Here is a 23,691-nt window from a genome sequence, read left to right on the forward strand (position 1 = left end):
CTCGCCTGGACTCGACCGCGTGATTCATGGTGGTCTGTGTCTGTATCGTGGCGCGAACGATGACTATGACATTCGGCCCCAGCACGGTCCTCGGCGACCGCTACCGGCTGGTCGAGCGCATCGCCGTCGGTGGGCAGGGCGAGGTCTGGCGCGCCGAGGACACCGCACTCGGTCGCCCGGTCGCGGTCAAGCTCCTGCGCGGCGAGTACGCCGACAGCGACGAGTTCCGCCACCGGTTCCGCCTGGAGGCGCAGAACGCCGCCGCCCTGTCCCACCCCGGCATCGCCCAGGTCTTCGACTACGACGAGGGCCGGGGCGACGAGCCGCCGTACCTCGTCATGGAGTACGTGGAGGGCGAGTCCCTCGCGGCGTCGATCGCCCGGGACGCGCCGATGGACCTCGACCGCGTGCTCGAGGTCATCGGCTCGGCGGCGGCCGCCCTGGCCGTGGCGCACGTCACCGGGCTCGTGCACCGTGACGTCAAGCCCGGGAACCTCCTGGTCGGCCGCGACGGCTCCATCAAGATCACCGACTTCGGCATCGCCCGCGCCGTGGACGCCATCCCGCTGACCCGGACCGGCATGCTCATGGGCACGCCGCTGTACCTGGCGCCCGAGCAGGCCGTGGGCAAGCAGGCGACGGCGGCCACCGACCTGTACGCGCTGGGCGTCATCGCGTACGAGATGCTCACCGGACGGCCGCCGTTCGAGGGGCCGCCGACCGCCGTGCTGCTCGCGCACCGCGACACCCCCCTCCCCGCCCTGCCTCCGTCCGTCCCGTCCGGTGTCCGCGACCTCGTCCTCGCACTGACGACGAAGGACCCGGCGATGCGACCCGCCGACGCGGTGTCCGTCGCCGACCGGGCCGCCCGGCTGCGAGCCGACCCCGGGGTGACGGTGGCGGGCGGAACCCGGCTGGACGGCGTTTCGATGCCGCCCGCGGCGGCACCGCCCCCGGGGATGGGGCCGTACGGCGGACCGGGGGATCCGGCCGGGCCCATGCACCCCGTCGGTGGGCCGGGGCATCCGGTCGGCGGCGCGACACAGGTCCTGTCCGTACCGGTGCCCGACGAGCCGGCCCGGCACCGCCGGGCACTTCCCTTGGCGGTCGGCGGTCTGGCGATCGCGTTGCTGGCCGGGGGAGTGGGATGGTTCGCCCGGCCGACGAGTCCGCACGGCCCGGCGACCCCGTCGTCCTCGGCGCCGGCCGCTCCCGTGGTCTCGCACCCGTCGTCCACCGCCCGGAAGCCCACCCCCCACAAGCGCGCTCAGCCAAAACACTCCAAACGCCCCGAAACGCACCGGAAGAAGAAGCACGGTAAGCATCACTGACCCGGCACCGACGGGACGCGGGGGCGCTGATCAGCGGTCTGCTTCCCGGTACGGCGTCTCCGGCCGTTCACCGACGTGGATGCCGCTTGTGCTCTTGATTCGTCCCCTGGCGTAGACGCCGCCGACGGTCTCGGCCCGGCCTCGGCATGGACGCCGCCGGCGGTCTCGGCCTGGCCCGGCATGGACGCCGCCGGCGGTCTCGGCCTGGCCCGGCATGGACGCCGCTGGCGGTCCCGGTCCGGCCCGGCGTGGACGCTGCTGGTGGTCTCGGTCCGTTCACCGGTGTGAACGCCGCTGGTGATCTCGGCCTGGCAACCCTCGCGGTGGCCAGGGGATTTCGCCTGCCGTTCATCCGTGCGTCACTCTACGCGGCCTGTGGTGCCATCCCGGCCTGATGGCGTATCCCTCGCAAGCAGCGGCTTTGCGATTTATTTGCTTAAGGGAGACCGTTACATGACCTCATCGTCGAGGCTGATCCGCCGGGGTGCCATCGCGGCGCTGGCCGTCGGTGCGCTGACCGCGGCGGCCATGCCGACCTTCGCGTCGGGCGGCGACCGTACCGACGCCGTCCGTTCCGCGATCAAGGGCGGCAAGGCCCGGAACGTCATCCTGCTCATCGGCGACGGCATGGGTGACTCGGAGATCACGATCGCCCGCAACTACGCCAAGGGCGCCGCCGGGCGGCTGGCCATTGACACCTTGCCGCTGACCGGCGAGTACACCACGTACGCCGTGAACAAGAGCGACCCGAGCAAGCCGGATTACGTCACCGACTCCGCCGCCAGCGGGACCGGCTGGGCCACCGGGCGCAAGTCCTACAACGGCGCGATCTCGGTGACGCCCGACGGCAAGCCGCAGGCGACCGTCCTGGAGCTGGCCAAGAAGGCCGGGTTCCGTACCGGCGACGTCAGCACGGCGGAGCTGGGCGACGCGACCCCGGCGGTCCTGGCCGCGCACGTCGCCGACCGGTCCTGCCAGGGCCCGGCCGACATGGCCAAGTGCCCGCAGGAGGACAAGGTGAACGGCGGGCCGGGCTCGATCGCCGAGCAGCAGGTGCAGACCGGCGCCGACGTCTACTTCGGCGGCGGCAAGGCCCGCTTCGCGCAGACGGTCAAGGCCGGGTCGTTCAAGGGCAAGACCGTCCTCGACCAGGCCGCCGCCGCGGGCTACAACGTCGTCACCGACGCCGCCGGCCTCGCCGCCGCGAAGCCGGACAAGAAGGTGCTCGGGCTGTTCGCCGACGGCAACATGCCGCTGGAGTGGACCGGTCCGCTCGCCAAGGTCGGCGGTACCGACCCCGCCAAGTGCACGCCGAACGCGCAGTTCAGCGGCCCGCACCTGCGCGACCTCGCCAACAAGGCGATCGGCCTCCTCGACGCGCAGTCGAAGAAGGGTAAGAAGGGCTTCTTCCTGCAGATCGAGGGCGCCTCGATCGACAAGCAGGACCACGCCGCGAACCCGTGCGGCCAGATCGGGGAGAACGTCGAGTTCGACCGGGCGGTGCAGGCTTCACTCGACTACGCCCGCCACCACAAGGACACCCTCGTGGTCGTCACGGCCGACCACGGGCACACCAGCCAGATCATCCCGCTCGAGGCCCAGAGCCCCGGCCAGACGGCGACGCTGATCACCGCGGACGGCAGCAACATGAAGATCAACTACGCGACCAACACCCCGGGCCAGTCGCAGGAGCACACCGGCACCGAGGTCCGGATCGCCGCTCAGGGCCCGCAGGCCGCGAACGTCGTCGGGGTCACCGACCAGACCGACCTGTTCGGCACGCTCACCCGAGCGCTCGACGTACGCCGCTGAGTCACGCTCACCCGAGCGCTCGACCTGCGCCGCTGAGTCACGCTCACCCAGCGCTCGACGTGCGCCGCTGAGTCACGTTCGCGAGGGCCGGTCACCGTGCGGTGGCCGGCCCTCCGCCATGACCCTGCGCCTCGCCCTCCGCACTCGCCCGTGCCCCGGCCTCCGCTCCGGCCACGGCCTCCGCTCCCACCACCGCGCCGGTGGCGGGGCCCGGGTCGGCCGCGGCGCCCGGGGCCACCGTCGTGTCGGGTTCGGCGGCGGTCGGTGGCCCGACGGCCGCGGAGAGGACCTGGGCGTTCGGCAGGTGGAACTCACCGTCGTCGGCCTTGAGCCGGACGTACGTCAGGCCGACCTCCATGACCGTGCCCTGGAACTCCCCGCCCAGGGGGCCGGACGACAGCCGTATCTCCTCGCCGACGACGAACGGCCTGGACAGCAGCAGGATGATGCCGGCGAAGAGGTTGGCGAGGGTCTGCTGGGCCGCGATCCCGACGAGTACGCCGGTCAGTGCGCCGCCGAGCACGAGCTGCCCGACGGGCAGGCCGAAGAGCTGCAGGGTGAGCACGAGAGTGGTCAGGCCGCCGACCAGGACCAGGACGAGCCGCACCATCGTGGCGTGGCTGGTGCCGATGCGGGGCAGCATGAGGTCTCGCACCCGGCCGGACAGCCCGAGCGTCGCGGAGAAGGCCAGCAGGCAGAACACCACCGCACAGCCGGCGGCGGCCAGCTGCCACGGCAGCCGCTGACCGGGGGTCCGGGTCTGCTGCCGGGCGAGGACCGACCCGGCCACCGCGAGCACGGCCAGCGCCGCGGCGATGATCGAACGCCACGGCCGTGCCCGGGTCCGCACCTTGGCCATCTGCTCGGCCAGATGTAGCTCGTTCACCTAGTTCTCCGAAGGATGTCCCGGCCTTCCTGCCGGGGAGGGATTCGGACTCCGCCAGGACAGTCCCGGCGTAGGCGGGACTGTCCTGGAACGGAGTTCACCGACATTCTGCCAATCGCCTTACAGGTCTGCATGTGATGCGTAAGGTGACGGTCATGCGGACGGCGTACAAGTGCCGGGCCTACCCGGACCCCGAACAAGCGGCGGTGTTCAGCCGCACGTTCGGGTGTGTGCGCCTGGTGTGGAACATGACCCTCGCCGAGCGTCATGCGGCGTATCACGAGCGGGGCGAGAGGACCTCCTACAAGCAGACCGATGCGACGTTGACCGGGTGGAAGAAGACCGAGGATCTGGCGTTTCTCTCGGAGGTGTCTTCGGTTCCGCTGCAGCAGACGCTGCGGCATCAGCACGCGGCGTTTGCGAACTTCTTCGCCGGCCGGGCGAAGTACCCGCGTTTCAAGACCCGCAGCTCGCGTCAGACCGCGCACTACACCCGCTCGGCGTTCCGCATGAAGAACGGCGAGCTGTTCATGGCCAAGACCACCACGCCACTGAGATTCGTGTGGTCCTTCGACGACGTCGACCCCGCCACGCTCAACCCGACCATGGTCGTCATCTCCCGGGATCCGGACGGCTGCTGGTACGTCACGTTCGCCATCGACACCGACGCCCCCGACCCCCTGGAGACCGCCGGGCACGCCATCGGAGTCGATCTCGGCATCAAGGACTTCGCGGTCACCTCGGATGGCGAACGCATCGCCAACCCCCGGCATCTGGAGCGCAAGGCCCGCAACCTCGCCCGCTACCAGCGGCGCATGGCCCGCTGCCAACGCGGCAGCATGAACCGGCGCAAAGCCAAGACCAAGGTCGCCCGCGCCCACCGCAAGGTCCGCAACGCCCGCGCCGACTTCCTGCACCGCACCAGCACCAACCTGATCCGCCGGGCCGACACCATCGTCATCGAAGACCTCGCGATCAAGAACATGGTCAAGAATCACGCGCTGGCGAGGGCGATCAGTGATGCGGGGTGGGGGGAGTTTCGGCGGCAGTTGGAGTACAAGGCCGAACGCGCTGGACGCACCCTCATCGTGATCGACCGCTGGTACCCCTCCTCCAAGACCTGCTCGGCCTGCGGGCACCTGCTCACCAAGCTGAGTCTTTCCACCCGGCACTGGACGTGTCCGGGCTGCCGCACCCGGCACGACCGGGACATCAACGCGGCCAAGAACATACTTGCGGCTGGTCGAGCCGTAGCCAGGGACAACCCTGGTGATGCCTGTGGAGCTGGTGTAAGACGGCAAGGGTCCTCCCTTCCGCATTCGGTGCTGAACCAGGAAACCCGCGCCGCGAGGCGCCCGGCGTAAGCCGGATCGGCCACAAGGCCGACGGGAATCCCCTTTCTTGAGGAGGGGAAGGAAGTCAACCACGACCACCTTCATGCGTACGAGGAGTAGAGTCCCGCCAACCGTACCGAGCGGGGCCCGAGTCTCCCCGAACCCCCGGGACGCAACGATCGCCACGCGGTCGGCGGAGCGGCGGGGAAGCCGGTGTCCGCCTGGAAGACCTCGACCCTTCAGGTCGACTACGTCTGCGTGTATCACTGAACCCGACGCGGGCCGCCTGTATCCGGCGAAAATGGAGCAATTCCGGCGAATTTCCACAGGTAACCGTAAGGCCGAGAAATTCCAGCCCACCGGCGGTGGCGCGATCCGGCCGCCGGGCCCAAAATTCCGCTTTCGCGGGTTAGCGTCAGGTGGCACGTGAACCGCGATGGGGGCCTCATGGGCGCGCGAACCCGGGCAGAGCAGCACGATATCGACCTCGCGGGACTGGACTTCTGGGCCCGTCCCGCCGAGGAGCGGTCGGCGGCATTCGCCCGGCTGCGGGCCCGCGACCGTCCCGTCTTCGTCACGGAACAGCGGGTGCCCTTCGTCCGCTCGGGCCGGGGCTTCTACGCGCTCGTCCGCCACGCCGACGTCGTACACGCCGGCCGCAACGCGAAGGTGTTCAGCAGCGAGCCCGCCGCGACCTCGCCCGAGCCGCCGCCGTGGATCGTCCTGCTCTTCGGGCGGCCCATGGTCAACATGGACGATCCGCGGCACGCCCGGCTCCGGCGGATCGTCTCGCGCGCCTTCACCCCACGTCGGCTGGAGCGCATCGACGAGCACATCGCCGCCACGGCCACGGCGATCGTCGACGACGTCCTCGAGCGTGGCTCGGGCGACTTCGTGGCCGACGTCGCCGCCCGCCTGCCGATCCGGGTGATCTCCGCGATGATGGGCATCCCCGAGCGGGACCACGCGAAGGTCGCCGCCTGCGTGGACGCCATGACGGAGTACTCCGGGGTCCGGGGAGACGTCGTACGGCTCCGTACGCTCCGCCTCCTCGCCGGCAACCTCAAGGCCATCATCGTCCTGCACCGCCTGGTCGCGCGCCTGGGCCGGGAGCGCCGCCGCAGACCGGCCGATGACCTGGTGTCGGCGCTCGTGAACGCGGACGTCGACGGCGAGCGGCTGTCGCTGCGCGAGCTGGGCGCGTTCTTCGACCTGCTGCTCGTCGCCGGGAACGAGACGACCCGGAACGCCCTCGCGCACGGGCTGAAACTGTTCACCGACCATCCGGGTCAGCGGGCGCTGCTCATGGCGGACTTCGACGGCCGGATCGGCGGGGCGATCGAGGAGATCGTCCGGTACGTCTCGCCGATCATTCAGTTCCGGCGCACGCTGACCTGCGACTACGAGATGAACGGCCAGTCCTACCGCGAAGGCGACAAGGTGGTGCTGTTCTACCTGTCGGCCAACCGGGACGAGAACGTGTTCGCGGACCCGGACGTCTTCGACATCCGCCGGGATCCCAACCCGCACGTCGGGTTCGGCGGCCCAGGACCGCACCTCTGCCTGGGCGCCAATCTCGCCCGGCGGGAGCTCACCGCGATGTTCCGGGAGCTCTTCACCCGCGTGCCCGGCATCAGGGCGACCGGCGAGCCGGAGCCGCTGCTCTCCGGCTTCGACAACGGCATCAAGCGGCTGCCGTACGAGATCTGAGGCGAATCGTCGTGGTCCTTCGCATGCGCCCGCCCATGCTGATCCTCTGCGTCACCGTCGCCGCGGCGTTGATCGCGACCCTCGGCTTCGCGGTCCGGCGCGCGGCGTCCTCGAACGACCGGCCGGAGGCGCGACCGGTCGGCGTCGTCGGGGCCCGCGGGATGACGGACTGGCCGGCATGGGGTTTCACGCACACGGACTACAGCGCCGACACGGGACCCGCCAGCGGCACCGCCGCGACCACGATCGCGCGGCAGCCCGTCGTGCAGAACCAGCACATCATGGGGTGGGGAGCGGGCAACCCGGAGCCGTCTCCCGGCGTCTTCGACTTCCGCTCGCTCGACCAGCGGATCGCCTTCATACGGAAGACCCACGGCGTTCCAGTGATCACCCTGTGCTGCGCGCCCGACTGGATGAAGGGCGGTCGGCCGGGCGCGACGGACTGGAGCAAACTGGAGGTCGCCCCGACGCCCGACCACTACCGCGACTACGCCGCACTGGCCGCCGCGGTCGCGCGGCGCTACCCGGACGTGCGCCACTTCCAGGTCTGGAACGAGCTCAAGGGCTTCTTCGACACGACGGCCGACCGCTGGAGGTACGAGGACTTCACCGACTTCTACAACGCGGTCTACGACGCCGTTAAGGCGGTCGACCCGCGCATCCAGGTCGGTGGTCCGTACATCCCGATGTACAGCTTCGTCCAAGGCCATCAGTCGTCGGTACGCGGCCCGTGGGGGAGCGTCGACCAGCGCGTCATCGACGCCGTCGACTACTGGCTGGCCCACAAGCACGGCGCCGACTTCATCGCGGTGGACGGGCCGACGGCCAGCGACGACCGCGACGTCTACCCCGACGAGGTGACCGCGCTGGGCAAGCTCACCGCGATCGACGAGTGGCTGCGGTCGAAGACGACGCTGCCGATCTGGTGGAGCGAGTTCTACGTCGAGCCGCAGAGCCTTCCGTGGGCCGAGAACAAGCGCATCGCCATCAACGCGGCGGCGCTCATCGAGTTCGCCCGGACCGGCGTCAGCACCGTCCTGTACTGGAACAACGAGGCCCAGGACGCTCGCTGCCAGGGCTGTCTGTGGATCAGCACGCTGGTGAGCACGGGCGGTGCGCCCGGGGGCATGCTCACCCTCCTCCAGAACTTCGCCCGCTGGTTCCCCGCCGGTACGGAACTGCTCGACGTGCGGCCGACCGACACACACGTCCGGGTGCTCGCCCAGCGGCACGAGGCGGTCGTCGTCAACGTGAGCGACCGCCGGGTCCGTACGCGGGTCGGTGGAGCCGAACTCACTCTCGCTCCGTACGAGGTCCGCTGGCTATCTCGGTAGCGGCCCGGCGATCGTCGTTCACGTGTCGCGCTCAGCGCCTGGCATGCCCGAAGCGGTGAGACGGGCGGAACCCCATGCCACCGTGCCCGAAGCGGTGGAACGGGCGGAACCCCATGCCACCATGCCGGAAGTGCCGGAAGTGGCGGCGGTGGAACGGCCGGAAGTGGCGGCGGTGGAAGGGCCGGAAGTGGTGGCGGTAGTACGGCCGGAAGTGATGACGGTAGTACGGCCGGTAGTGATGGCGGTAGTAGTGGTGCCGGTGATGCCGCCACCACCAGGGCCGGTGATAACGGTGATGCCGCCACCAACGTCGGTGGTGACGACGGAAGTGACGGCGGAAGTGGCGGTGCCGGAAGCGGTGGCGCCGGAAGTGGCGGCGACGGTTGTGATCGCTCGGCACCACGGTGCTCCCGGCGGCGGTCTGAGCCGGGCCGCTCGTCAGGCCACTCTGAGCGCTGGTGACGCCGCCTCTGGCGGGTACCGGCTGGGCCTCTGCGGGCGTTCCCGCGAACAGTACGCCTGCGGTCGCCGCGCTCACCAGGGCGAGGGCGGCGCTCTTCTTTGTCAGCACATCGAACTCCTTCCACTGAACGGGCCCTTTCGGAGCCGGTCGCGAATGAGGGTCGGAGTGGGAAGGGGCGCCGGAGTGGCCACTCCGGCGCCCCGTGCGGTGAACTGTCAACCCGTGCGGCTCAGGTGACGGCTATCCCGATGCCGACCGTCGCCGTCGCTAGCAGTTCGGCGACGTATCGGGCTGTTCTTGGTCAGTCGACGAACGCGAGGGCGTCACCGGCGCGGGCGAACACGTCGTCGCCGCGGATGATGGCCCGGGCACCGTCACGCCGGCCGCCGTCGAAGAACCGGCCGCGGCCGAGGAGGCCGTCGTCGCCGTCGCCGTCACGGAACCGGTTGTTGCGGAAGCAGCAGTCCCGGTCCCGGTCGAAGAAGCGGTGGCGGCGGAAGCGGAAGCGGAAACCATCGTTGCGGGCGACCGCGATGTTGTTGTTGCGGTTGTGGACGCGGACCCGGACGATGATCCGGTTTCTGTTCACGTTGACGTTCTTGTTGCGGTTGTGGGCGCTCACGCGGACGTGGTGGCGATGCCCGTGCCACGTGGGAACCTGGGCGGAGGCAGGCGAACCCGTGAGCAGGAGGCCGGCCGCGGTGGTAGCGACGACCAGACCGCCGGCGGCGCTTGTCTTCTTAAGCACGTCAACTCCTTGTTGCCGGAAATGGCTCGATGGCCAGCAGCGCCCGTTTTGAGCGCCATAGGCGTACTTTCCCGACAACGCTGTTGACATGGCAATCGAGCAGTAAGGTGCTTATAAAACGACGAAACCCCAGGGCAGGAGTAATCACTCCTGCCCTGGGGCTGGTCGTTCTGTCGGCGACTCTTTACCTAGTGGCTAATGCCATGATTTGTCCGAAAAGGCCGCTTATTGTGGTCAAAAGATTCGGTCGTTCACCGCACGCCATCGGTCCGAGTCGTCGACGTGCCTGCGTCGCTGGACGCCGGCGTCAGCTCACATGCCGGGCGCGCCAGGGGCCCCAGGCCCGCGGGTGGGCGGGTCGAACTGGAACTGCCGCTGGCGCTGTTGCTCGCGCTGCTGCTGGTTCTCGCGCTGGGCCTGGGCCTGGTCGTTCCGGGCGATCGCGATGTTGTTGTTGCGGTTCCGGATCCGGATGCGGATGCGGTTGAACAGCTCGTTCTCATTCGCGTTGAAGTTGCTGTGCCGGTGGAAGGCCCCGAAGCGGCTCGAGTGGCCCCCGCCGCCCCAGCCGCCCCAGGTGGGCGTGGCGGACGCCGGCGAGCCGCTGAGGAGCACGCCCGCAGCCGCGGCGATCACGAGACCGCCCAGCGTGTACGTCTTCTTCGACATCTCAATCTCCTGTCAGTGCTGAATCGGATGGTGTTGCGAGTCGTCAGGGCGTCTGCCACGAATCGGCCGCGGAGTCCTGATTGGAGCTCGCGCTCTGCCTCGGAGCGGTCCCGGGTGCCTGCTCCCGGACGGCGCTCGGCGCACCGGCCATCTGCGGACGGGCCGCCTGGACGGTCGGCGTGGCCGACGTGGTCGAGGGAGCGCTCGACGTGGTCGAGGGAGCGCTCGACGACGTCAAGGGAGCGCTCGCGGCGCCCGGCGCACCGGGGCTCCTCGTGGCCGTGCCTGGGTCCTCGAACTGCCGTTGCCGCTGCCGCTCGAGCTGCCGTTGCCGCTGCCGCTCGCGCTGCGCCTGGGCCTGTTCGTTCCGGGCGATCGCGATGTTGTTGTTGCGGTTGTAGATGAAGATCCGGATGAAGATGCGCGGACGGTTGTGGTTCAGCGCAATGTGCCGGTGACTGTGGAAGATGCGATGAGAGCTGTGGTGATGCCAGCCGGCCAGGTCGGCCTGGGCGTTCGCCGGCGAACCCGTCAGCAAGACGCCGGCGACTGCGGACGCCACCAAGCCGAGAGAGGCGCTTTTCATTTTCAGCACGCCGATCTCCTTTCGTCGTCTGGGAGAAGGGCGCCGGAGCGGTATCTCCGGCGCCCATTCCGGACCGGACGGGTAGGCGGCCGTCACCGCGTGGCTCGTCGAGCCATCGTCGTGTGATGCCGGCGTTCACCGCCCAGGATCAGACCCCGCTGGGCTCAGGCGCCGGGGGCGCCAGGGGCGGCCGGTGCGGCGCCCGGTACGGCGCCGGGCCGCGCCCCGTTCGCGGGCGGGTCGAACTGGAACTGCCGCTGCCGCTGGCGCTCAAGCTGCCGCTGGTTCTCGCGCTGGGCCTGGGCCTGGTCGTTGCGCGCGATCGCGATGTTGTTGTTCCGGTTCCGGATCCGCACGCGGATGCGGTTGAACAACTCGTTCTCATTCGCGTTGAAGTTGCGGTGGTGCGACCTGAAGCGGAAGTTGTGGCTGCTCCACCAGCCGCCGCCCCCGGTCTGAACCTGGGCGGACGACGGCGAACTGGTGAGAATCGCACCTGCGGCAGCGGCGATTGCCAGGCCGCTGATGGCGAACGTCTTCTTCAGCACGTCGGTCTCCTTATGTCGGAATGGCGCGATGGCCTTCACGAAACGGCGCTGCTCCCCGTGTTTCGGGTGGACGCCGTTGTTTGTAACATTCCCGCGCACTTTCTCGCGGAGCTAAGACCCGGGTAAGATGGCAATAAAGACCGAATCCAAAAAACCGGACTTAACGGTCGCTACCCCGCCTAGATCGACATCAGCCTCGAAATGCGTGAGGAAATCCTCAGGTCGAGCCCGGATCTGCTTCCGGAGTCCGCCCCGTACGGTGTGTCGCCGACGACGACACGCCGCCTCGGCACTAAGTTCAGGACCCCATGCCTACGCCCTGGGACACCGTCGTCAGCGGTCGAAGGCCCAGGACTCGTCGTCGTCATCGGAGCCGTCCGGCCCCGTCATCCGCATTTCCCTGGAATCCCGGTTATTCCGGCGACGTACGACGGCCAGGGTGAAAAGGGGTATACAGCCCACCGCGATGGCCATCAGCCCGCCGCGTGGCGACCAGATCGAGCAGGCCAGCATCACCTCGGCGACGGCGACGTTCAGGGCGATCGCGGCGGCACCGGACAAAATGCTCCGCGCCACCGGATCGAGCCCGGTGAGCAGCAGGGCCGTGCAGAAGGCCGGCGCCACGAAGGCGAATACCGGTACCAGCGCGTCGGCGGCCGGTGGCGCGTCCGGCAGGAACAGGGCGAGGGCGATCAGGCCGCCGATGAGGAATACGCTAGATGTCGCAAAAATCCGTCGCCTGCGCATCACGACCCCAATGTCAGAAAGCGCTCGATAATGACGGCTGCGAGGGTGATGACGAGAATAACGATCCATGGGGTGAATAGCCGGAGTCGTCGTTCCTCGCCGGGCGGGATCCGCAGGCGCACGACCTCCCGCGCGACCAGGAGCACGATCAGCAGGGGGAGAACGACGAGGCCGAGGGGGGTCCAGCTCGTCGAGCCGAACCGGAGGCGGCCCGCCGCCACCGGGGCGGGCGGCGAGCCGGGCGGCGGCGTCCGCAGTGCGTAGACGGTGGCGTCACCGTCGCGGAAGACCGGACGCAGCTGCGGCGCGGCGGCCAGCGTGGCTCGCATCCGGTCGGCGTACCCGGCGGGCAGGCCGTAGTTGTAGTGGTTGTACGCCTCGTTGGCCCGGGTGGTGATGAAGTAGCCGCCGGGTCGCTCGCGCAGCGCCGTGAGGATCCCGGAGATGTCGGCCGGATTCGCCGGAGCGCGCACGGCCGTGTAGTCGAAGCGCTCCATCGACCGCTCGCCCCACGGCATCATCGGGAAGTAGCCCGCGTCGTCGCGCGGATCCGCCTGCCATACGACATTGATCACGCCGGTCGGGCTCTGCCGCAGCATCGCCTCGAAGGCCCGCACCTCGCCCGGGCGTACCTGCTCGAACGTCTCATTGCCGAACCTGACGAACAGGAAGCCGCCCGCCAGCAGGAACCCGCAGACGGCGGCGGCGCAGACCGCGAGGGTACGGCGCGTCGCCGTGAACGTCGTCGGGAAGAACAGGTACGCCGCCAGAAGACAGGCGCCGGGGAGGACGAAGAAGTACACCCGCAGGGCGATCTCGCCGCCGTAGTTCTGCAGGCCCGCGGCGAGGAAGGGCGCCGCCAGCAGGACCAGCGCGACCCGGTCGTCGTGGCGGCGCAGCCGCCGCCGTACCGCCCCGGACACCGCGAGGAGCATGAGCACGGCGGCGATGAGGATCCGCACCAGCTGGATCGTCGCCAGGCTCTGGCTGCCGTTGCTCACCCGGCCGGCGACCCCGCCGGTCAGGTTGGACAGCAGCGCGCCCACGCCGGAGAACAGGTCGCCGATGTGTCCGGCCCAGTAGGCCGTCGCCATGAAACCGACCCAGCCGGCGACCATCACGGCGAGCAGGATCGGCAGACCCCGTGCCGTGCTCCGGCGGACGACCACCAGCGCGGCGCAGGTGAACAGGGTCACGAAGGGCGTGAGCTGATGGCTCGCGGTGGTCACCGCGAAGATCACCACGAGGAGCAGCACGAGGGCGGTGCGCGTACCGACGGGGACGTCGACCGGCGGCCGCTCGCCGGACGCCATCGGCCCGCGGACGAACGTCCGCACCCGGCTCTTCCGGGGCAGCCACGCGGCGGGCCGCACCGGCGGGCGGAACCAGTTCAGCAGCACCCCCATGAACAGCAGATAGAACAGGTAGGTGAAGCCCTGGGGGCTGAAGTAGTCCTGCCCGACCCAGTCCGCCACGACGAACAGCCACGCCGCGAACCAGCACGCGCGCCAGTTCGCGCGCATGACCCGCAGGATGAGGTACAGCGGCGCGAGGTACAGCAGCTGCGCGGCGACCGGCGCCCAGTGCAGGAGGGGCTCCAGGTCGCGCAGTCCGGCGGCCCGGGTCACGAAGGCGACGAACGCGAAGAACCCCGGCCAGCTGAACCTCGCGTCCAGCGCGTAGTCCGCCCTGCCCGTCCGCCCGATGTACTCGACGAATCCATAGTGCTGCCAGGCCGTCTCCGGCCGGGCGTACGGCTCCAGCGCCGGGGCGAGGCCGTGCAGGGCGACGACGATGCTCACGAGCTGCAGGAGCAGGAGCACCCGGCGCGGGCGGCCCAGCCACAGCGTGACGAAGAAGGCCGCGACGAGCAGGGCCGCGCCGACGAGGGTCGCGACCGGCAGCACCGAGATCAGCCCGTACCCGGTCAGGTGAGCGAGCCGCACGTGCCGCAGCGGGATCCAGTACAGCCCGAGCCCGGCCGCGAACAGCACCCAGGCCGGCCAGGACGCGGTCCGTGCGGCACGTCGCCGCCGGACGGCCCGCTTCGCCGGCCGGCGCGCGGCCTCCGGCGCGGGGGTCGCCTCCGATTCAGGCGTCGCGGTCGGTTCGGGCATGGCCTCCGGCGCCGCCGTCGTCGGCCCCGCGGCCTCCGGTTCGGGCGTCGTCTCCGGCGCCGGGATCGTCGTCGGTGCGTGCGTCACGGTCGCTGCGGCCGACGTGGTCGGCTCGGGCGTCGCGGTCGGCTCGGGTGTCGCCTCCGACACCGGCGTCGGGGTCGGGGTCGGCGCGGGTGCCGCGGTGCGGATCACCCGGAGCAGCGCCGGGGCCACGGCCAGCGCGAGTGCGACGCTGACCGAGAGCACGGCGTATCCGGGACCGGTCGTGCCGGGCAGCGCCAGGACCAGCGCCAGCACGCCGGCGAACCGCACCCCCTGCAGCACGGCGACCCGTCGGGTGCGCCGCCGCACCCGCAGCACGCCGATGTACACCTCGATCAGCGCCTTGGGCAGGGTGGAAAGGGCGAGCAGCCGCAGCAGCGGGGCGCCGTGCCGGGCGTAACCCGCACCGAACAGGGACAGCCCCATCGAGGCGCCGAACAGGAAGACCACGGTGACAGGCACGAGGATGAGCGTCATGCGCAGGAGCGCCGAGCGGCAGGCCGCGGCGAGGCCGCCCGCGTCGAACGCGCCCTCGACGGTGAGGGAGGTCGCCATGTTGACGGCGAGCACGTCCACGGTCGCGCCGAGCACCCATGCCAGGTAGAAGAACGCGTTCGTACTGGCGTCGAGGCGCGCGGCGACCACGACGGGGATGAGGTTGCACAGGGCGTAGTAGAACAGCGTTCCGGTGTAGTCGCCGGCGATGTAGCGGCCGATCTCCGCGCCCGTGGGGACCGGCCGGTCGCCCGCGGTCGCGGCGACGTGGCGGGGGATGAACCGCTGGTGGATCAGCGACTCGACCGGGATCAGCAGAAGGAGCGCGGACAGCACCCAGGAGATCGCGATCCCGTCCTCGGGCAGCGCCCCGGCCAGGACGACGAGCAGCACGAGCTTGAGGGCGGCGAACACCGTGTTCTTCCCGAGCACCCCGGTGGCGTGCCGCAGCCCGGTGAGCACCCCGTCCTGGGCGGTGAAGAGGCTCCACGAGACGACCGACGCGACGAAGAAGATCCCCGCGCCGAGCCCGGACAGGTGCGCGAACGACGGGCCCCACCACCGCAGCGTGAGCAGGAACCCGGCGGCCAGGGTGGCGGCGGCCGCGATGCCCGCGACGTACGTGCGCAGCACGAGCCGGCTCGTGCTCTGGCCCATCTCCGGGATGAACCGGATGAGGATGAAGTTGAGCGCCGTCAGGCCCCCGAGGAACATCATGGCCTGGTTCTGCGCGGACTGGCGGCCGACCTCGGCGGCGGGGTAGAAGTGCGCGGCGAGGAGCCAGTAGCCCAGCCCGAGCACGCCGGTGAGCCCACCATTGATCATCAGGGCGTACGCGTTGCGGAACAGCGGATTGGCCAGCTCGCTCCGCAGGGCCGCCATGGGCTCCAGTGTCGCCTCTTCCTCCGCCCGCGCAAGTGACTTCTGACGTGTCACACGGATCCTCGGAGGCGTCGAACGGCGTAGCGGGAGCGGCGGACCACGGCGTACCCCTTGGTCAGCGCGTGGTCGACCAGGAACCCCCGGCCTCGCAGGGCCCGCTCGAACGTAGTGAGGGATGTGCCGGCCCGGACGGTCAGCCGGGGCACGGCCAGCGTGTCGTCGTGCCCGGCCGCCAGGGCGTTCGCCACGGCGCAGGCCGCGCCGTACCCCGCCGCCCGGACCTCGCGCCGGACGCGCGCGCTGGAGTAGCCGTACGGATACGCCATCGTCGTCACGGCGCAGCCGAGCCGGTCCTCCAGGAGCCGCCTGCTCCGCAGCAGCTCCGTGCGCAGCACCGCGTCGCTGAGCTGGTCGAGCTCGGCGTGGCTGTGCCCGTGCCCGCCGACCTCCACCCCGCAGGACGTGATCTCCTCGGCCTGCCGCCAGCTGAGCATCCGGCCGAGCGGCCGCCCCGCGGCGTACGGCCCGGCGTCCCGGATCCAGCCCGTGGTGACGAACACCGTCGCGGAGAACCCGAACCGCTCGAGCAGCGGCAGCGCCCGCTCGTGGAAGTCGGCGTACCCGTCGTCGAAGGTGAGCACGACGGGCCGCCCGGTCGTGGGACGCCGCCGTACGAGCTCACCGAACGTGATGGGGGTGAAGCCGCCGTCCTTCAGGTAGGCGAGCTGCTCGGCGAACGCCTCCGGGCGCACCGCGAGCCGATCGGCCCCACCGATCGAGTGGTACATCAGAATGGGTACGGGGCGGGCGTCAGCCATGGGGCCTCCGGAAGGAGCCGGCCGCGTATCCGGACATGGTGAAGGCGAGCCCGGCGACGATCGCGCCCACACGCATGAGCCCGGCCGGGTCGCCGGCGGCGGCGGAGCGCATGCCGCGCCCGACGCCGCGCGGCAGCTCGACCAGGGCGTGCCGCCGTTCGCTGGCGAGCCCGTCGCCGACCCCGACGCTCTGCGTGACCATCGCCTTCGACAGTCCCTCGGCGTAGCAGCGGGTGCGGAAGTACGCGAAGCGCGCGCGTTCGCCGGGCACGCGGTGCCAGATGACCGCGCGGTCGTCGAACAGCAGCACCGTCTCCGGCGCGGCCTGGCGCAGACGGATGCAGAACTCGGTCTCCTCGCAGCCCAGCGGCCGTTTCCCCGGCGCCCGGCCGATGCCGCTGCGAAAGCCCCCGGCCACGTCGAACGCCGCGCGCCGGAACGAGGCGTTGCCGCCCATGAGGTTGCGGATCGGGCCGGCGGCCATCCCCCGGTACGTGCAGCCGACCACCCACGCGAATTCGTCGGGGAACCAGCGGGGCGCGTCGGACGGCCAGAGCGGCAGCGTACGGCCGCCGACCCCGGCGACGTCCGGTTCGGCGTACCCGGCGGCCAGCACGGACAGCCAGTCCGGGTCCGCCACCGCGTCGTCGTCGAGGAACGCGACCACGTCGCCGCGTGCCGCTGCCACACCGGTGTTCTTGCCGCCGGACAGCCCCTGCCGCCCGGTGTTGGGGATCACCCGGACGTCCGGGAGCGCTGCGCGGAGGCGTTCCCGCAGCGGCTCGTTGTGGTCGACGACGAGGATGATCTCGTGCGGCGCGAGCCGCTGCGCCCGTACGGACGCGACGGCGGCCAGGACGTCGTCCCAGCGCTGTTCGGTGTAGGCGCAGATGACCACGGAGATCTTCACGCCGCGCTCCCCTCTCCGGGCACGGGTCCGGGCCCACTCGTGCGGGGTTGTCCGGTCGCGCTCCCCTCCTCACTCTCTCTGCGGCCGGCTCGTCCCTCGCCGGCCACTCCGTTCGCTCGTCGGCTCGCCGCTCCGCCGGGGCGCAGCCGGGCGTACGCCCGCAGCACGCGGTCCGCGCCCGCGTACAGCGCCGGGTTGGCCAGCACGGCACTGCGCGCCCTGCGCATCGGGGCCTCCCGGACCCAGTGCAGCCCGGCGGCGGCCGAGACGCGGGCCGCGCGGCCCTCGGCGATCGGGAACTCGGCGTTCTTCAGCCAGTCCTTGTACTCCCGGCCGCCCCGCCCCATGGCGATCCAGCCGATCCCCGCGTCGGCCGCGGCCTCCGCCATCCGCAGATGGCCGATCATGCCGGGGGAGTACCGGCCGAACTCCACGTCGTACGCGGGGAACCAGCCGGCCATCACCGGCCCCGCCCGCAGGCCCAGGTGGGCCGAGACGGCGCGGTCCCCGGCGCGCAGCACGCTGAGCACCCCGACGCCCGTCGCGTGCAGGTGCTCGACCAGCGCCGTGATCCACGGCACGGCGAACCGGTCGGTGCGGCCCGTCCGGCGGTACTGGTCGGACTTCCACGCCATCAGGCGCCGCAGCTCCGCCGGGTCCCGCTCGTCGAACGTGTAACTCACCTCGCCGGTCTCGCGCCCGAGTTTGCGTTCCTTGTACCGGACGGTCTTGAGCGTCTTGGGCGAGCGTTTCCGCGCCTCGTCGGCGTACGCGGCGAAGCCTGCGGTCAGGTCCATCACCGGCTCGACACGCGTCTCCGCGTGGTACGGCGCGAACGCCGCCTGCTCGGCCAGCAGGTGATCGAACTCCCAGACCGACAGGCGGCAGGCACGCAGCAGCGCCCGCACGTCGAACTCCAGGTCCGGCGGCCCGACCAGGCCCTGGCAGTCCGTCAGGCCCGCGCCGATCGGCCGGCCCAGCCCGAGCGCGTGCCGCTCGTACGGCAGGAAACCCACGATCCGCGGCCCCTCGCTGAGCACGGCCACGCGCGCGTCGTCCCGGAAACGGCCCACGGCGAGGGCGAACTCCGGGGAGAGAAATGGATTGCCGAGAGCCGCGCCGGCGCCCTGGAGCGCGCGCCAGCGCGCCAGCTCCGGCTCCCCAAGCTCGTCCGGGCGTGCGATGTCGAACCTCACCCGGCGGCCCCCTCGACACCGGCCTGCTCCAGGCGGGCCTGCTCCAAGCGGGCCTGTTCCAGGGCGGATGGTTCGCGACCGGACAGGTCGGAGCCCGGCACGCCCCGGCCGGACCGGTCGAGGCCCGATACGCTCCGGCCGGTCCGCTCGAGGCCCGCCACTCCCTGCCCGGTCCGCTCGAGACCCGGCACGCCCTGGCCGGTCCGCTCGAGGCCCGATACGCCCCGGGCGGTTCGCTCGAGGCCCGGCAGGCTCCGGTCGGCCCGAACCCGCGCGTGCCGGCGGTTCACCGGCCCCCGGCGTCGCCGGACCATCGTGCGCAGCACCCGGAGGCCGTCGCGGCGGGCGTTCAGCTTCGAAACGCCCGACCTGCGGTCGAACTCATGGCTCGGCATCTCGGCGATGCGCAGCCCCGTGGTGATGGCGTTGACGCACAGCTCCGTCTCGATCTCGAACCCGTCGGCGGCCAAGCCCAGCCGGTCGACCACGGAGCGGCGTAATGCGATGAAGCCGTAGCACAGGTCCGTCCAGCGCACGCCGTACAGCATGTTGGCGAGCCTGGTCAGCCAGAGGTTCCCGGCGCGGCGCAGCCGGGTCAGGTCGTCGGAGCCCCCGCCGACGCAGTAGCGGGAGCCCTTGACGACGTCGAACCCGCAGCAGATCAGCGCGACGAACGCGTCGATCTCCTTGGGATCCATGCTCCCGTCGGCGTCGATGGCGACGATGACGTCGCTCGTCGCCGCCTGGAAGCCGGCCCGCATCGCCGCACCTTTCCCGGCGGGTGGCTGGCTGATGACGACGGCGTCCGGTCGCAGGCGCCGGGTGACGTCGGCGGTGCCGTCGGATGACTCGCCGTCGACGACGATGACCTCGTCCACCCCGGAGAGCCGGGGCAAGAGCCATCGCAGGTTGTCGGCTTCGTTGAGGGTGGGGATGACGGCGGTGACGGTCGGCCAGGACGCGCGGTGACGCGCCGCGTCCAGGTGATGCAGGAGCGCGCCGGAGCGTACGCCGGCGCGGTGCAGGGAGTCCGGCTCGTGCATGGTGGTGCCCCCGGTTTGGCAGGGGGTGCTCGGAGGGACTCGAGTCCGCCTGCCGAGGTCGATGACACCATCGATGGTCGACCGGACGGCGCGGAAATCCCTCCCCCGCCTGACGCACCCGGCCTACGTCAGCCGGACGGCTCCTCCGGGTGACGGAGCCGTCACCGAAGCCGTGTTCCGGAATCCGCGGTGGGCTGCGCGCGCGGCACCGGATAGGGTTGCCGTCTCCGGCAGTGTCCGCGTTCTGAGGAGGTGAGACCCATTCCCGCTGTGCAGGCAGGATGCTCTCACCAACCGGCCGTACGCTCCTGTTGAGAGCGAGAGCATCCTTCGGTTTCCCGAAAGGCTCTCATGTTGCTTTCCCCTTCTTCTCTTTCCACGGTCGTGGCCCGTCTCCGGGCCGCCGGATGCGTCTTCGCCGAGGACGAGGCACGGCTGTTGATCGAGACCGCGCGTACGCCGGATGACCTCGCCGCGATGGTGGACCGGCGCGTCGCCGGCCTGCCCCTTGAGTACGTGCTCGGCTGGGCGGAGTTCTGCGGGCTGCGCGTCGCCGTCGACCCGGGCGTGTTCGTGCCCCGGCGCCGTACCGAGTTCCTCGTCCGGCGGGCCGCCGCCCTCGCCCGCCCGGGGGCCGTCGTCGTCGACCTGTGCTGCGGCTCGGGAGCGCTCGGCGCGGCGCTGGCCACGATGCTCGGGGCGGCCGAGCCGTACACCGCCGCCGTCGATCCGGCCGGGGCACCCGCCTGTGGCGTCGATCGGGTCGAGGTGCACGCCGCCGATGTCGATCCGGCCGCCGTCGCCTGTGCCCGGCGAAACCTCGCCGCCGTCGGCGGCCGGGCGTACGAGGGTGACCTGTACGACCCGCTGCCGGCGACGCTGCGGGGCCGGGTCGACGTCCTGCTGGCCAACGTGCCGTACGTCCCCACCGAGGAGGTCGCCCTGCTGCCCGCCGAGGCCCGCGACCACGAGTTGCGGGTCGCGCTCGACGGCGGCGCGGACGGGCTGGACGTCCTCCGGCGGGTCACCGCCGAGGCGCGCGACTGGCTCGCGCCGGGCGGCGTGCTGCTGTCCGAGACGAGCGACCGGCAGGTGCCGGCCGCGCTGGAGGCCCTCGCCCGCGGCGGGCTGTCCGCCGAGGTGGCCGCCTGCGAGGAGACGGACGCGACGGTCGTCATCGGACGACTCGAGGCGGCCGGTTGACGGCGCGGCGGACTCAGGGCGCCTCGAGCGACCACCAGCGCGCGGCGAGAGCGTCGAGCGTGGGCACCGGTGGTTCGGGCATCTCCGTCAGGTACCAGGACAGGTCGCTGTAGCGGTGCAGGAGCGTGTACGCGAGCAGGCGACGCTGCAGCCTCACGTCGAGCCGGTCGTCGCCGTATCCGTACGCGGTGAGCAGGCGGCGCAGGAAGCGGGCGTCGCCGCGGGAGACGAACAGGCCCACCGAGACGAACTCGTACTCCCGGTCGCCCATCATGGCCGGTTCGAAGTCGTACAGGCCGGACAGCGACCATCCGCCGTCCGGCCCGGGGACGGCCAGCAGGTGCTCGCGCATGACCTCGGTGTGCAGCAGCACCGGTGGCGACTCCGGCAGCGGCACCGAGTCGAGGAAGTCCGAAATCTGCGCCGCCCAGCGCGGGTCGAGGCCTTGGGCGCGCTGGCGTTCGACGCAGCCATCCCGCCGGCCGGCGAGGAACTCCCGCCAATCCGGCGGCCCGAGAGCGGGGACGCGGATCGCGTGCAGGGCGGCGAGGGCGGTGCCGAGTTGTTCGGCGAGCCGGTCGCGGTCCCGTTGGCCGGTCCGCGGCCAGATCTCGGTCAGCGGTTCGCCGCGCAACCGCGTCATCAGCACATAACGCCAGTCCGCGAACTCGCCGGACTCCTCCACACGAGGAGTGGGCACCGGAAGCCGTCCGTTGATCGTGCGCAGCACACGATCCTCGATCTCCCAGTGCTCCCGGGCGGTCGGTGGATACAGCTTGAGCACGTACCGGTCGCCGACGGCGTAGACGGGCAGTGAGCCGTCCGGGAAGCGCGTGACCTCGACGTCGCCGTGCCCAAGGCGGCGGCACAGCGCCAAGACCCCCGGCCGGAGCCGAGCCTCGTCTCGGCGCACGGCCCTGAACTGCGCCTTGGTGGCCACCACGGGCAAGGAGTCGCTCGCCATCCGGCCAACGATACGGTCGGCCGGTCGACCCGATCGACCCTATTTCGTGCCGCCCGGCTTGGACGTTCCCTCAGCCGCGATGGGGCGGGCTGGTCGGGTGCGGTGCGGATTCCTCGGCGGGCACAGGCAACCTGGCGGCCACGACGGCGTCTCTGGGACATGAAAGCAGAAGCGGTGACTCACGTGGCACCACGCGCGAGGGACGTGGCGGATGCGGATGCCGCCGTCACGGCCCTGTATCGCGGTCATGCCCTGGGTCTGATGCGACTCGCATTGATCATGCTGGGCGACCGGCCGACCGCGGAGGACGTCGTGCAGGACGCCTTCCTCGGTCTGCACCGGCGCTGGGGGCATCTCCGTGACCGGGAGAACGCGCTGGCGTATGTCAGGTCCGCGGTCCTCAACAACTGCCGGTCGGCGCTGCGCCGCCGCCGGCTGACCCCGCGCGGGCGCCACGAGCCGCCGGTCTGGTCGGCGGAGGCCGCCGCGCTCGTCGGAGAGGAGCGGCGCGAGGTGATACGCGCTCTCCAGCGGCTTCCGGCCCGTCAGCGGGAGGCCCTGGTCCTGCGCTACTTCTGCGAGCTCACCGAAGAGGAGATCGCGCGCACCATGCGGGTCAGCCGCGGCACCGTCAAGTCCACGACGTCCCGGGCGCTGACCGCCCTGGCCCGCATTCTCGAGGAGGGGGAGCGATGAACACCATCGAGGAACGGCTGAAGGACTCGCTCGACGCCGTGGCGGAGACGCTGCCGGCCGAGGCGGTCCCGAACCTGCGACTGCCCACCCGTCGGCTCATCCTCTCCCGGCGGCTCGTACCCCTGATCGCGGCCGGTGCGGTCGCTGCGGCGACCGCCGGGGTGGCCGTCGCGCTGCCGGACGCGGCCCCCCGCCATCGGGCGCCTCAGGTGACGACGGTGCCGCCGCTGGGACAGGCCGCCATCCCGCCGCGTTACTACCTCGCCGCCGTCGTCCCGAACCGGATCGCCGTGCATGAGACGGCGAGCCGGCGGAAGGTCGCCCAGACGTCGATCGGGGGTGTCACGCGGCTGGCGGGGACGGGTGACGGCCGCACGTACTTCGCCATGACCGACCAGGGACCGCACCGGTTCTACCGAATCCGGATCACCGACAAGGGGAGGGTCGCCGAGACCACGCCCCTCCAGGTGAAGGTGGAGGCCGGCTCCGTGATCGGACTCGCGGCCTCCCGCGACGGCACGAAACTGGCCCTCGCGGTCCAGTTCGGCATGACGGGGAGATCACCGCATCCCGGCGCCAGGTACGGGGCGGTGGAAGTCGCCGACCTGACCACCGGTACGACGACGACGTGGCCCTCGCGCACGCCCGGGGTGGTGACATCCGTCGCCATGGACCCCACCGGGCGCACCGTCGCGTTCGACTGGCAGACGCTCAGCCGTGAACACGTTTCGCAGATCCGGGCGCTGGACGTGACGTCGAGCAACACCGACCTGCTGGCGAGCCGGATCGTGGTCCGCGGGGAGAGGATGGGCGTCGTCGGTGGACCGGTCGCCTTCAGCCCCGACGGACGCTCGATCGCCGCGATCGCCCAGACCGGGAATGGCGGCGTGCAGATCGTCCGGTATCCGGCGAATCCCGGCCCTCGCCCCCGCGTTCTGCTGTCGGGCAGGCCTGGCGGCTCTGGGGAGTTCCTGGTGCTCACCTTTGACCCGACGGGGACCAACCTGCTGCTCCAGGGCGGCGGATATCCGGTGAGCCTGCTCGCGAATGGAAAGGTCACCATGCTGGGCGACCGCAAGGACGCCGACGTGGAGGCGAGCGCCGCCTGGTGAGCGCGGAAGAGGGCTCGCCGCGACGCAAGTGATTACTTACAA

At 71.1% G+C, this 23,691-nt stretch carries 21 protein-coding genes; 8 read left to right on the plus strand and 13 right to left on the minus strand.

Features of this window, described 5'->3' with window-relative positions; genetic code table 11:
- The first annotated feature begins 59 nt into the window (after nucleotides 1-59).
- The gene (locus ACQP2O_RS04035; RefSeq protein ID WP_433179994.1) at nucleotides 60-1,331 is read left to right on the plus strand and encodes a serine/threonine-protein kinase; all 1,272 of its coding nucleotides are present in this window, start codon (nucleotides 60-62) and stop codon (nucleotides 1,329-1,331) included.
- A 453-nt stretch (nucleotides 1,332-1,784) separates the two neighbouring features.
- Complete coding sequence (gene phoA / locus ACQP2O_RS04040; RefSeq protein ID WP_433179995.1) at nucleotides 1,785-3,143, plus strand: alkaline phosphatase; 1,359 nt, start codon at nucleotides 1,785-1,787, stop codon at nucleotides 3,141-3,143.
- 91 nt (nucleotides 3,144-3,234) lie between these two features.
- Here the strand turns inward: phoA and ACQP2O_RS04045 are convergent, their stop codons facing one another.
- The gene (locus tag ACQP2O_RS04045; RefSeq protein WP_433179997.1) at nucleotides 3,235-4,029 is read right to left on the minus strand and encodes a mechanosensitive ion channel family protein; all 795 of its coding nucleotides are present in this window, start codon (nucleotides 4,027-4,029) and stop codon (nucleotides 3,235-3,237) included.
- A gap of 155 nt (nucleotides 4,030-4,184) precedes the next feature.
- Here ACQP2O_RS04045 and ACQP2O_RS04050 point away from each other — a divergent pair, with 155 nt between their 5' ends.
- The 3 genes from ACQP2O_RS04050 to ACQP2O_RS04060 all read left to right on the plus strand — a co-directional run bounded on the left by ACQP2O_RS04050 (nucleotide 4,185) and on the right by ACQP2O_RS04060 (nucleotide 8,407).
- Nucleotides 4,185-5,393: an RNA-guided endonuclease InsQ/TnpB family protein gene (locus ACQP2O_RS04050; protein WP_433179999.1), complete on the plus strand. Its 1,209-nt coding sequence runs from the start codon at nucleotides 4,185-4,187 to the stop codon at nucleotides 5,391-5,393.
- A 417-nt stretch (nucleotides 5,394-5,810) separates the two neighbouring features.
- On the plus strand, nucleotides 5,811-7,073 hold the full coding sequence (locus ACQP2O_RS04055) for a cytochrome P450 (protein WP_433180001.1): 1,263 nt from the start codon (nucleotides 5,811-5,813) through the stop codon (nucleotides 7,071-7,073).
- A gap of 11 nt (nucleotides 7,074-7,084) precedes the next feature.
- Entirely contained in the window at nucleotides 7,085-8,407 is a 1,323-nt protein-coding gene (locus ACQP2O_RS04060; protein WP_433180003.1) for a GH39 family glycosyl hydrolase, read from the plus strand.
- A gap of 31 nt (nucleotides 8,408-8,438) precedes the next feature.
- On the opposite strand, the gene ACQP2O_RS04065 is transcribed toward ACQP2O_RS04060, so the two are convergent.
- The 11 genes from ACQP2O_RS04065 to ACQP2O_RS04115 form a co-directional block, all read right to left on the minus strand.
- On the minus strand, nucleotides 8,439-8,978 hold the full coding sequence (locus ACQP2O_RS04065) for a hypothetical protein (protein WP_433180004.1): 540 nt from the start codon (nucleotides 8,976-8,978) through the stop codon (nucleotides 8,439-8,441).
- Nucleotides 8,979-9,171: 193 nt separating this feature from the next.
- A complete protein-coding gene (locus ACQP2O_RS04070) occupies nucleotides 9,172-9,618 on the minus strand; it encodes a hypothetical protein (RefSeq protein WP_433180006.1) in 447 nt (148 codons plus the stop codon).
- 312 nt (nucleotides 9,619-9,930) lie between these two features.
- Nucleotides 9,931-10,287 (minus strand): hypothetical protein, encoded by a 357-nt coding sequence (locus tag ACQP2O_RS04075; protein ID WP_433180008.1) that lies wholly within the window; start codon nucleotides 10,285-10,287, stop codon nucleotides 9,931-9,933.
- Nucleotides 10,288-10,330: 43 nt separating this feature from the next.
- Nucleotides 10,331-10,882: a hypothetical protein gene (locus ACQP2O_RS04080; protein ID WP_433180009.1), complete on the minus strand. Its 552-nt coding sequence runs from the start codon at nucleotides 10,880-10,882 to the stop codon at nucleotides 10,331-10,333.
- Between the two features lie 155 nt (nucleotides 10,883-11,037).
- Entirely contained in the window at nucleotides 11,038-11,421 is a 384-nt protein-coding gene (locus ACQP2O_RS04085) for a hypothetical protein (protein ID WP_433180011.1), read from the minus strand.
- 333 nt (nucleotides 11,422-11,754) lie between these two features.
- The gene (locus tag ACQP2O_RS04090; RefSeq protein WP_433180012.1) at nucleotides 11,755-12,171 is read right to left on the minus strand and encodes a hypothetical protein; all 417 of its coding nucleotides are present in this window, start codon (nucleotides 12,169-12,171) and stop codon (nucleotides 11,755-11,757) included.
- Nucleotides 12,168-15,761, minus strand: a complete 3,594-nt coding sequence (locus tag ACQP2O_RS04095; RefSeq protein WP_433180014.1) for a hypothetical protein — start codon at nucleotides 15,759-15,761, stop codon at nucleotides 12,168-12,170. Before ACQP2O_RS04095 ends, ACQP2O_RS04090 begins: the two co-directional genes overlap by 4 nt.
- Nucleotides 15,758-16,525 (minus strand): polysaccharide deacetylase family protein, encoded by a 768-nt coding sequence (locus tag ACQP2O_RS04100; RefSeq protein ID WP_433180015.1) that lies wholly within the window; start codon nucleotides 16,523-16,525, stop codon nucleotides 15,758-15,760. Before ACQP2O_RS04100 ends, ACQP2O_RS04095 begins: the two co-directional genes overlap by 4 nt.
- Entirely contained in the window at nucleotides 16,518-17,435 is a 918-nt protein-coding gene (locus tag ACQP2O_RS04105) for a glycosyltransferase family 2 protein (protein ID WP_433180017.1), read from the minus strand. The genes ACQP2O_RS04100 and ACQP2O_RS04105 overlap by 8 nt, the downstream gene beginning before the upstream one ends.
- Nucleotides 17,432-18,631 (minus strand): GNAT family N-acetyltransferase, encoded by a 1,200-nt coding sequence (locus ACQP2O_RS04110; protein ID WP_433180019.1) that lies wholly within the window; start codon nucleotides 18,629-18,631, stop codon nucleotides 17,432-17,434. The genes ACQP2O_RS04105 and ACQP2O_RS04110 overlap by 4 nt, the downstream gene beginning before the upstream one ends.
- Nucleotides 18,628-19,674 carry a glycosyltransferase family 2 protein gene (locus ACQP2O_RS04115; RefSeq protein ID WP_433180021.1) on the minus strand — a complete coding sequence of 349 codons (1,047 nt, stop codon included), beginning with the start codon at nucleotides 19,672-19,674 and terminating at the stop codon, nucleotides 18,628-18,630. The genes ACQP2O_RS04110 and ACQP2O_RS04115 overlap by 4 nt, the downstream gene beginning before the upstream one ends.
- 351 nt (nucleotides 19,675-20,025) lie before the next feature.
- Between ACQP2O_RS04115 and ACQP2O_RS04120 the strand changes: the two genes are divergently transcribed.
- On the plus strand, nucleotides 20,026-20,877 hold the full coding sequence (locus tag ACQP2O_RS04120) for a HemK family protein methyltransferase (RefSeq protein WP_433180023.1): 852 nt from the start codon (nucleotides 20,026-20,028) through the stop codon (nucleotides 20,875-20,877).
- Between the two features lie 13 nt (nucleotides 20,878-20,890).
- On the opposite strand, the gene ACQP2O_RS04125 is transcribed toward ACQP2O_RS04120, so the two are convergent.
- The gene (locus tag ACQP2O_RS04125; protein WP_433180025.1) at nucleotides 20,891-21,841 is read right to left on the minus strand and encodes a phosphotransferase family protein; all 951 of its coding nucleotides are present in this window, start codon (nucleotides 21,839-21,841) and stop codon (nucleotides 20,891-20,893) included.
- Between the two features lie 261 nt (nucleotides 21,842-22,102).
- Between ACQP2O_RS04125 and ACQP2O_RS04130 the strand changes: the two genes are divergently transcribed.
- Both ACQP2O_RS04130 and ACQP2O_RS04135 read left to right on the plus strand, forming a co-directional pair.
- The gene (locus ACQP2O_RS04130) at nucleotides 22,103-22,537 is read left to right on the plus strand and encodes a SigE family RNA polymerase sigma factor (RefSeq protein ID WP_433180027.1); all 435 of its coding nucleotides are present in this window, start codon (nucleotides 22,103-22,105) and stop codon (nucleotides 22,535-22,537) included.
- Nucleotides 22,534-23,649 (plus strand): hypothetical protein, encoded by a 1,116-nt coding sequence (locus ACQP2O_RS04135; protein ID WP_433180029.1) that lies wholly within the window; start codon nucleotides 22,534-22,536, stop codon nucleotides 23,647-23,649. Before ACQP2O_RS04130 ends, ACQP2O_RS04135 begins: the two co-directional genes overlap by 4 nt.
- The last annotated feature ends 42 nt before the right edge of the window (nucleotides 23,650-23,691 follow it).

It is taken from the genome of Actinoallomurus sp. CA-150999 (genome assembly GCF_050942425.1).
GTDB lineage: Bacteria > Actinomycetota > Actinomycetes > Streptosporangiales > Streptosporangiaceae > Actinoallomurus.

What these genes read in the sequence shown, in the direction of transcription:
- ACQP2O_RS04035 (WP_433179994.1), top strand. Translation starts at nt 60, where the DNA reads ATGACTATGACATTCGGCCCCAGCACGGTCCTCGGCGACCGCTACCGG.
- phoA (WP_433179995.1), top strand. Translation starts at nt 1,785, where the DNA reads ATGACCTCATCGTCGAGGCTGATCCGCCGGGGTGCCATCGCGGCGCTG.
- ACQP2O_RS04050 (WP_433179999.1), top strand. Translation starts at nt 4,185, where the DNA reads ATGCGGACGGCGTACAAGTGCCGGGCCTACCCGGACCCCGAACAAGCG.
- ACQP2O_RS04055 (WP_433180001.1), top strand. Translation starts at nt 5,811, where the DNA reads ATGGGCGCGCGAACCCGGGCAGAGCAGCACGATATCGACCTCGCGGGA.
- ACQP2O_RS04075 (WP_433180008.1), bottom strand. Translation starts at nt 10,287, where the DNA reads ATGTCGAAGAAGACGTACACGCTGGGCGGTCTCGTGATCGCCGCGGCT.
- ACQP2O_RS04100 (WP_433180015.1), bottom strand. Translation starts at nt 16,525, where the DNA reads ATGGCTGACGCCCGCCCCGTACCCATTCTGATGTACCACTCGATCGGT.
- ACQP2O_RS04115 (WP_433180021.1), bottom strand. Translation starts at nt 19,674, where the DNA reads ATGCACGAGCCGGACTCCCTGCACCGCGCCGGCGTACGCTCCGGCGCG.
- ACQP2O_RS04120 (WP_433180023.1), top strand. Translation starts at nt 20,026, where the DNA reads ATGTTGCTTTCCCCTTCTTCTCTTTCCACGGTCGTGGCCCGTCTCCGG.
- ACQP2O_RS04125 (WP_433180025.1), bottom strand. Translation starts at nt 21,841, where the DNA reads ATGGCGAGCGACTCCTTGCCCGTGGTGGCCACCAAGGCGCAGTTCAGG.
- ACQP2O_RS04130 (WP_433180027.1), top strand. Translation starts at nt 22,103, where the DNA reads ATGCGACTCGCATTGATCATGCTGGGCGACCGGCCGACCGCGGAGGAC.
- ACQP2O_RS04135 (WP_433180029.1), top strand. Translation starts at nt 22,534, where the DNA reads ATGAACACCATCGAGGAACGGCTGAAGGACTCGCTCGACGCCGTGGCG.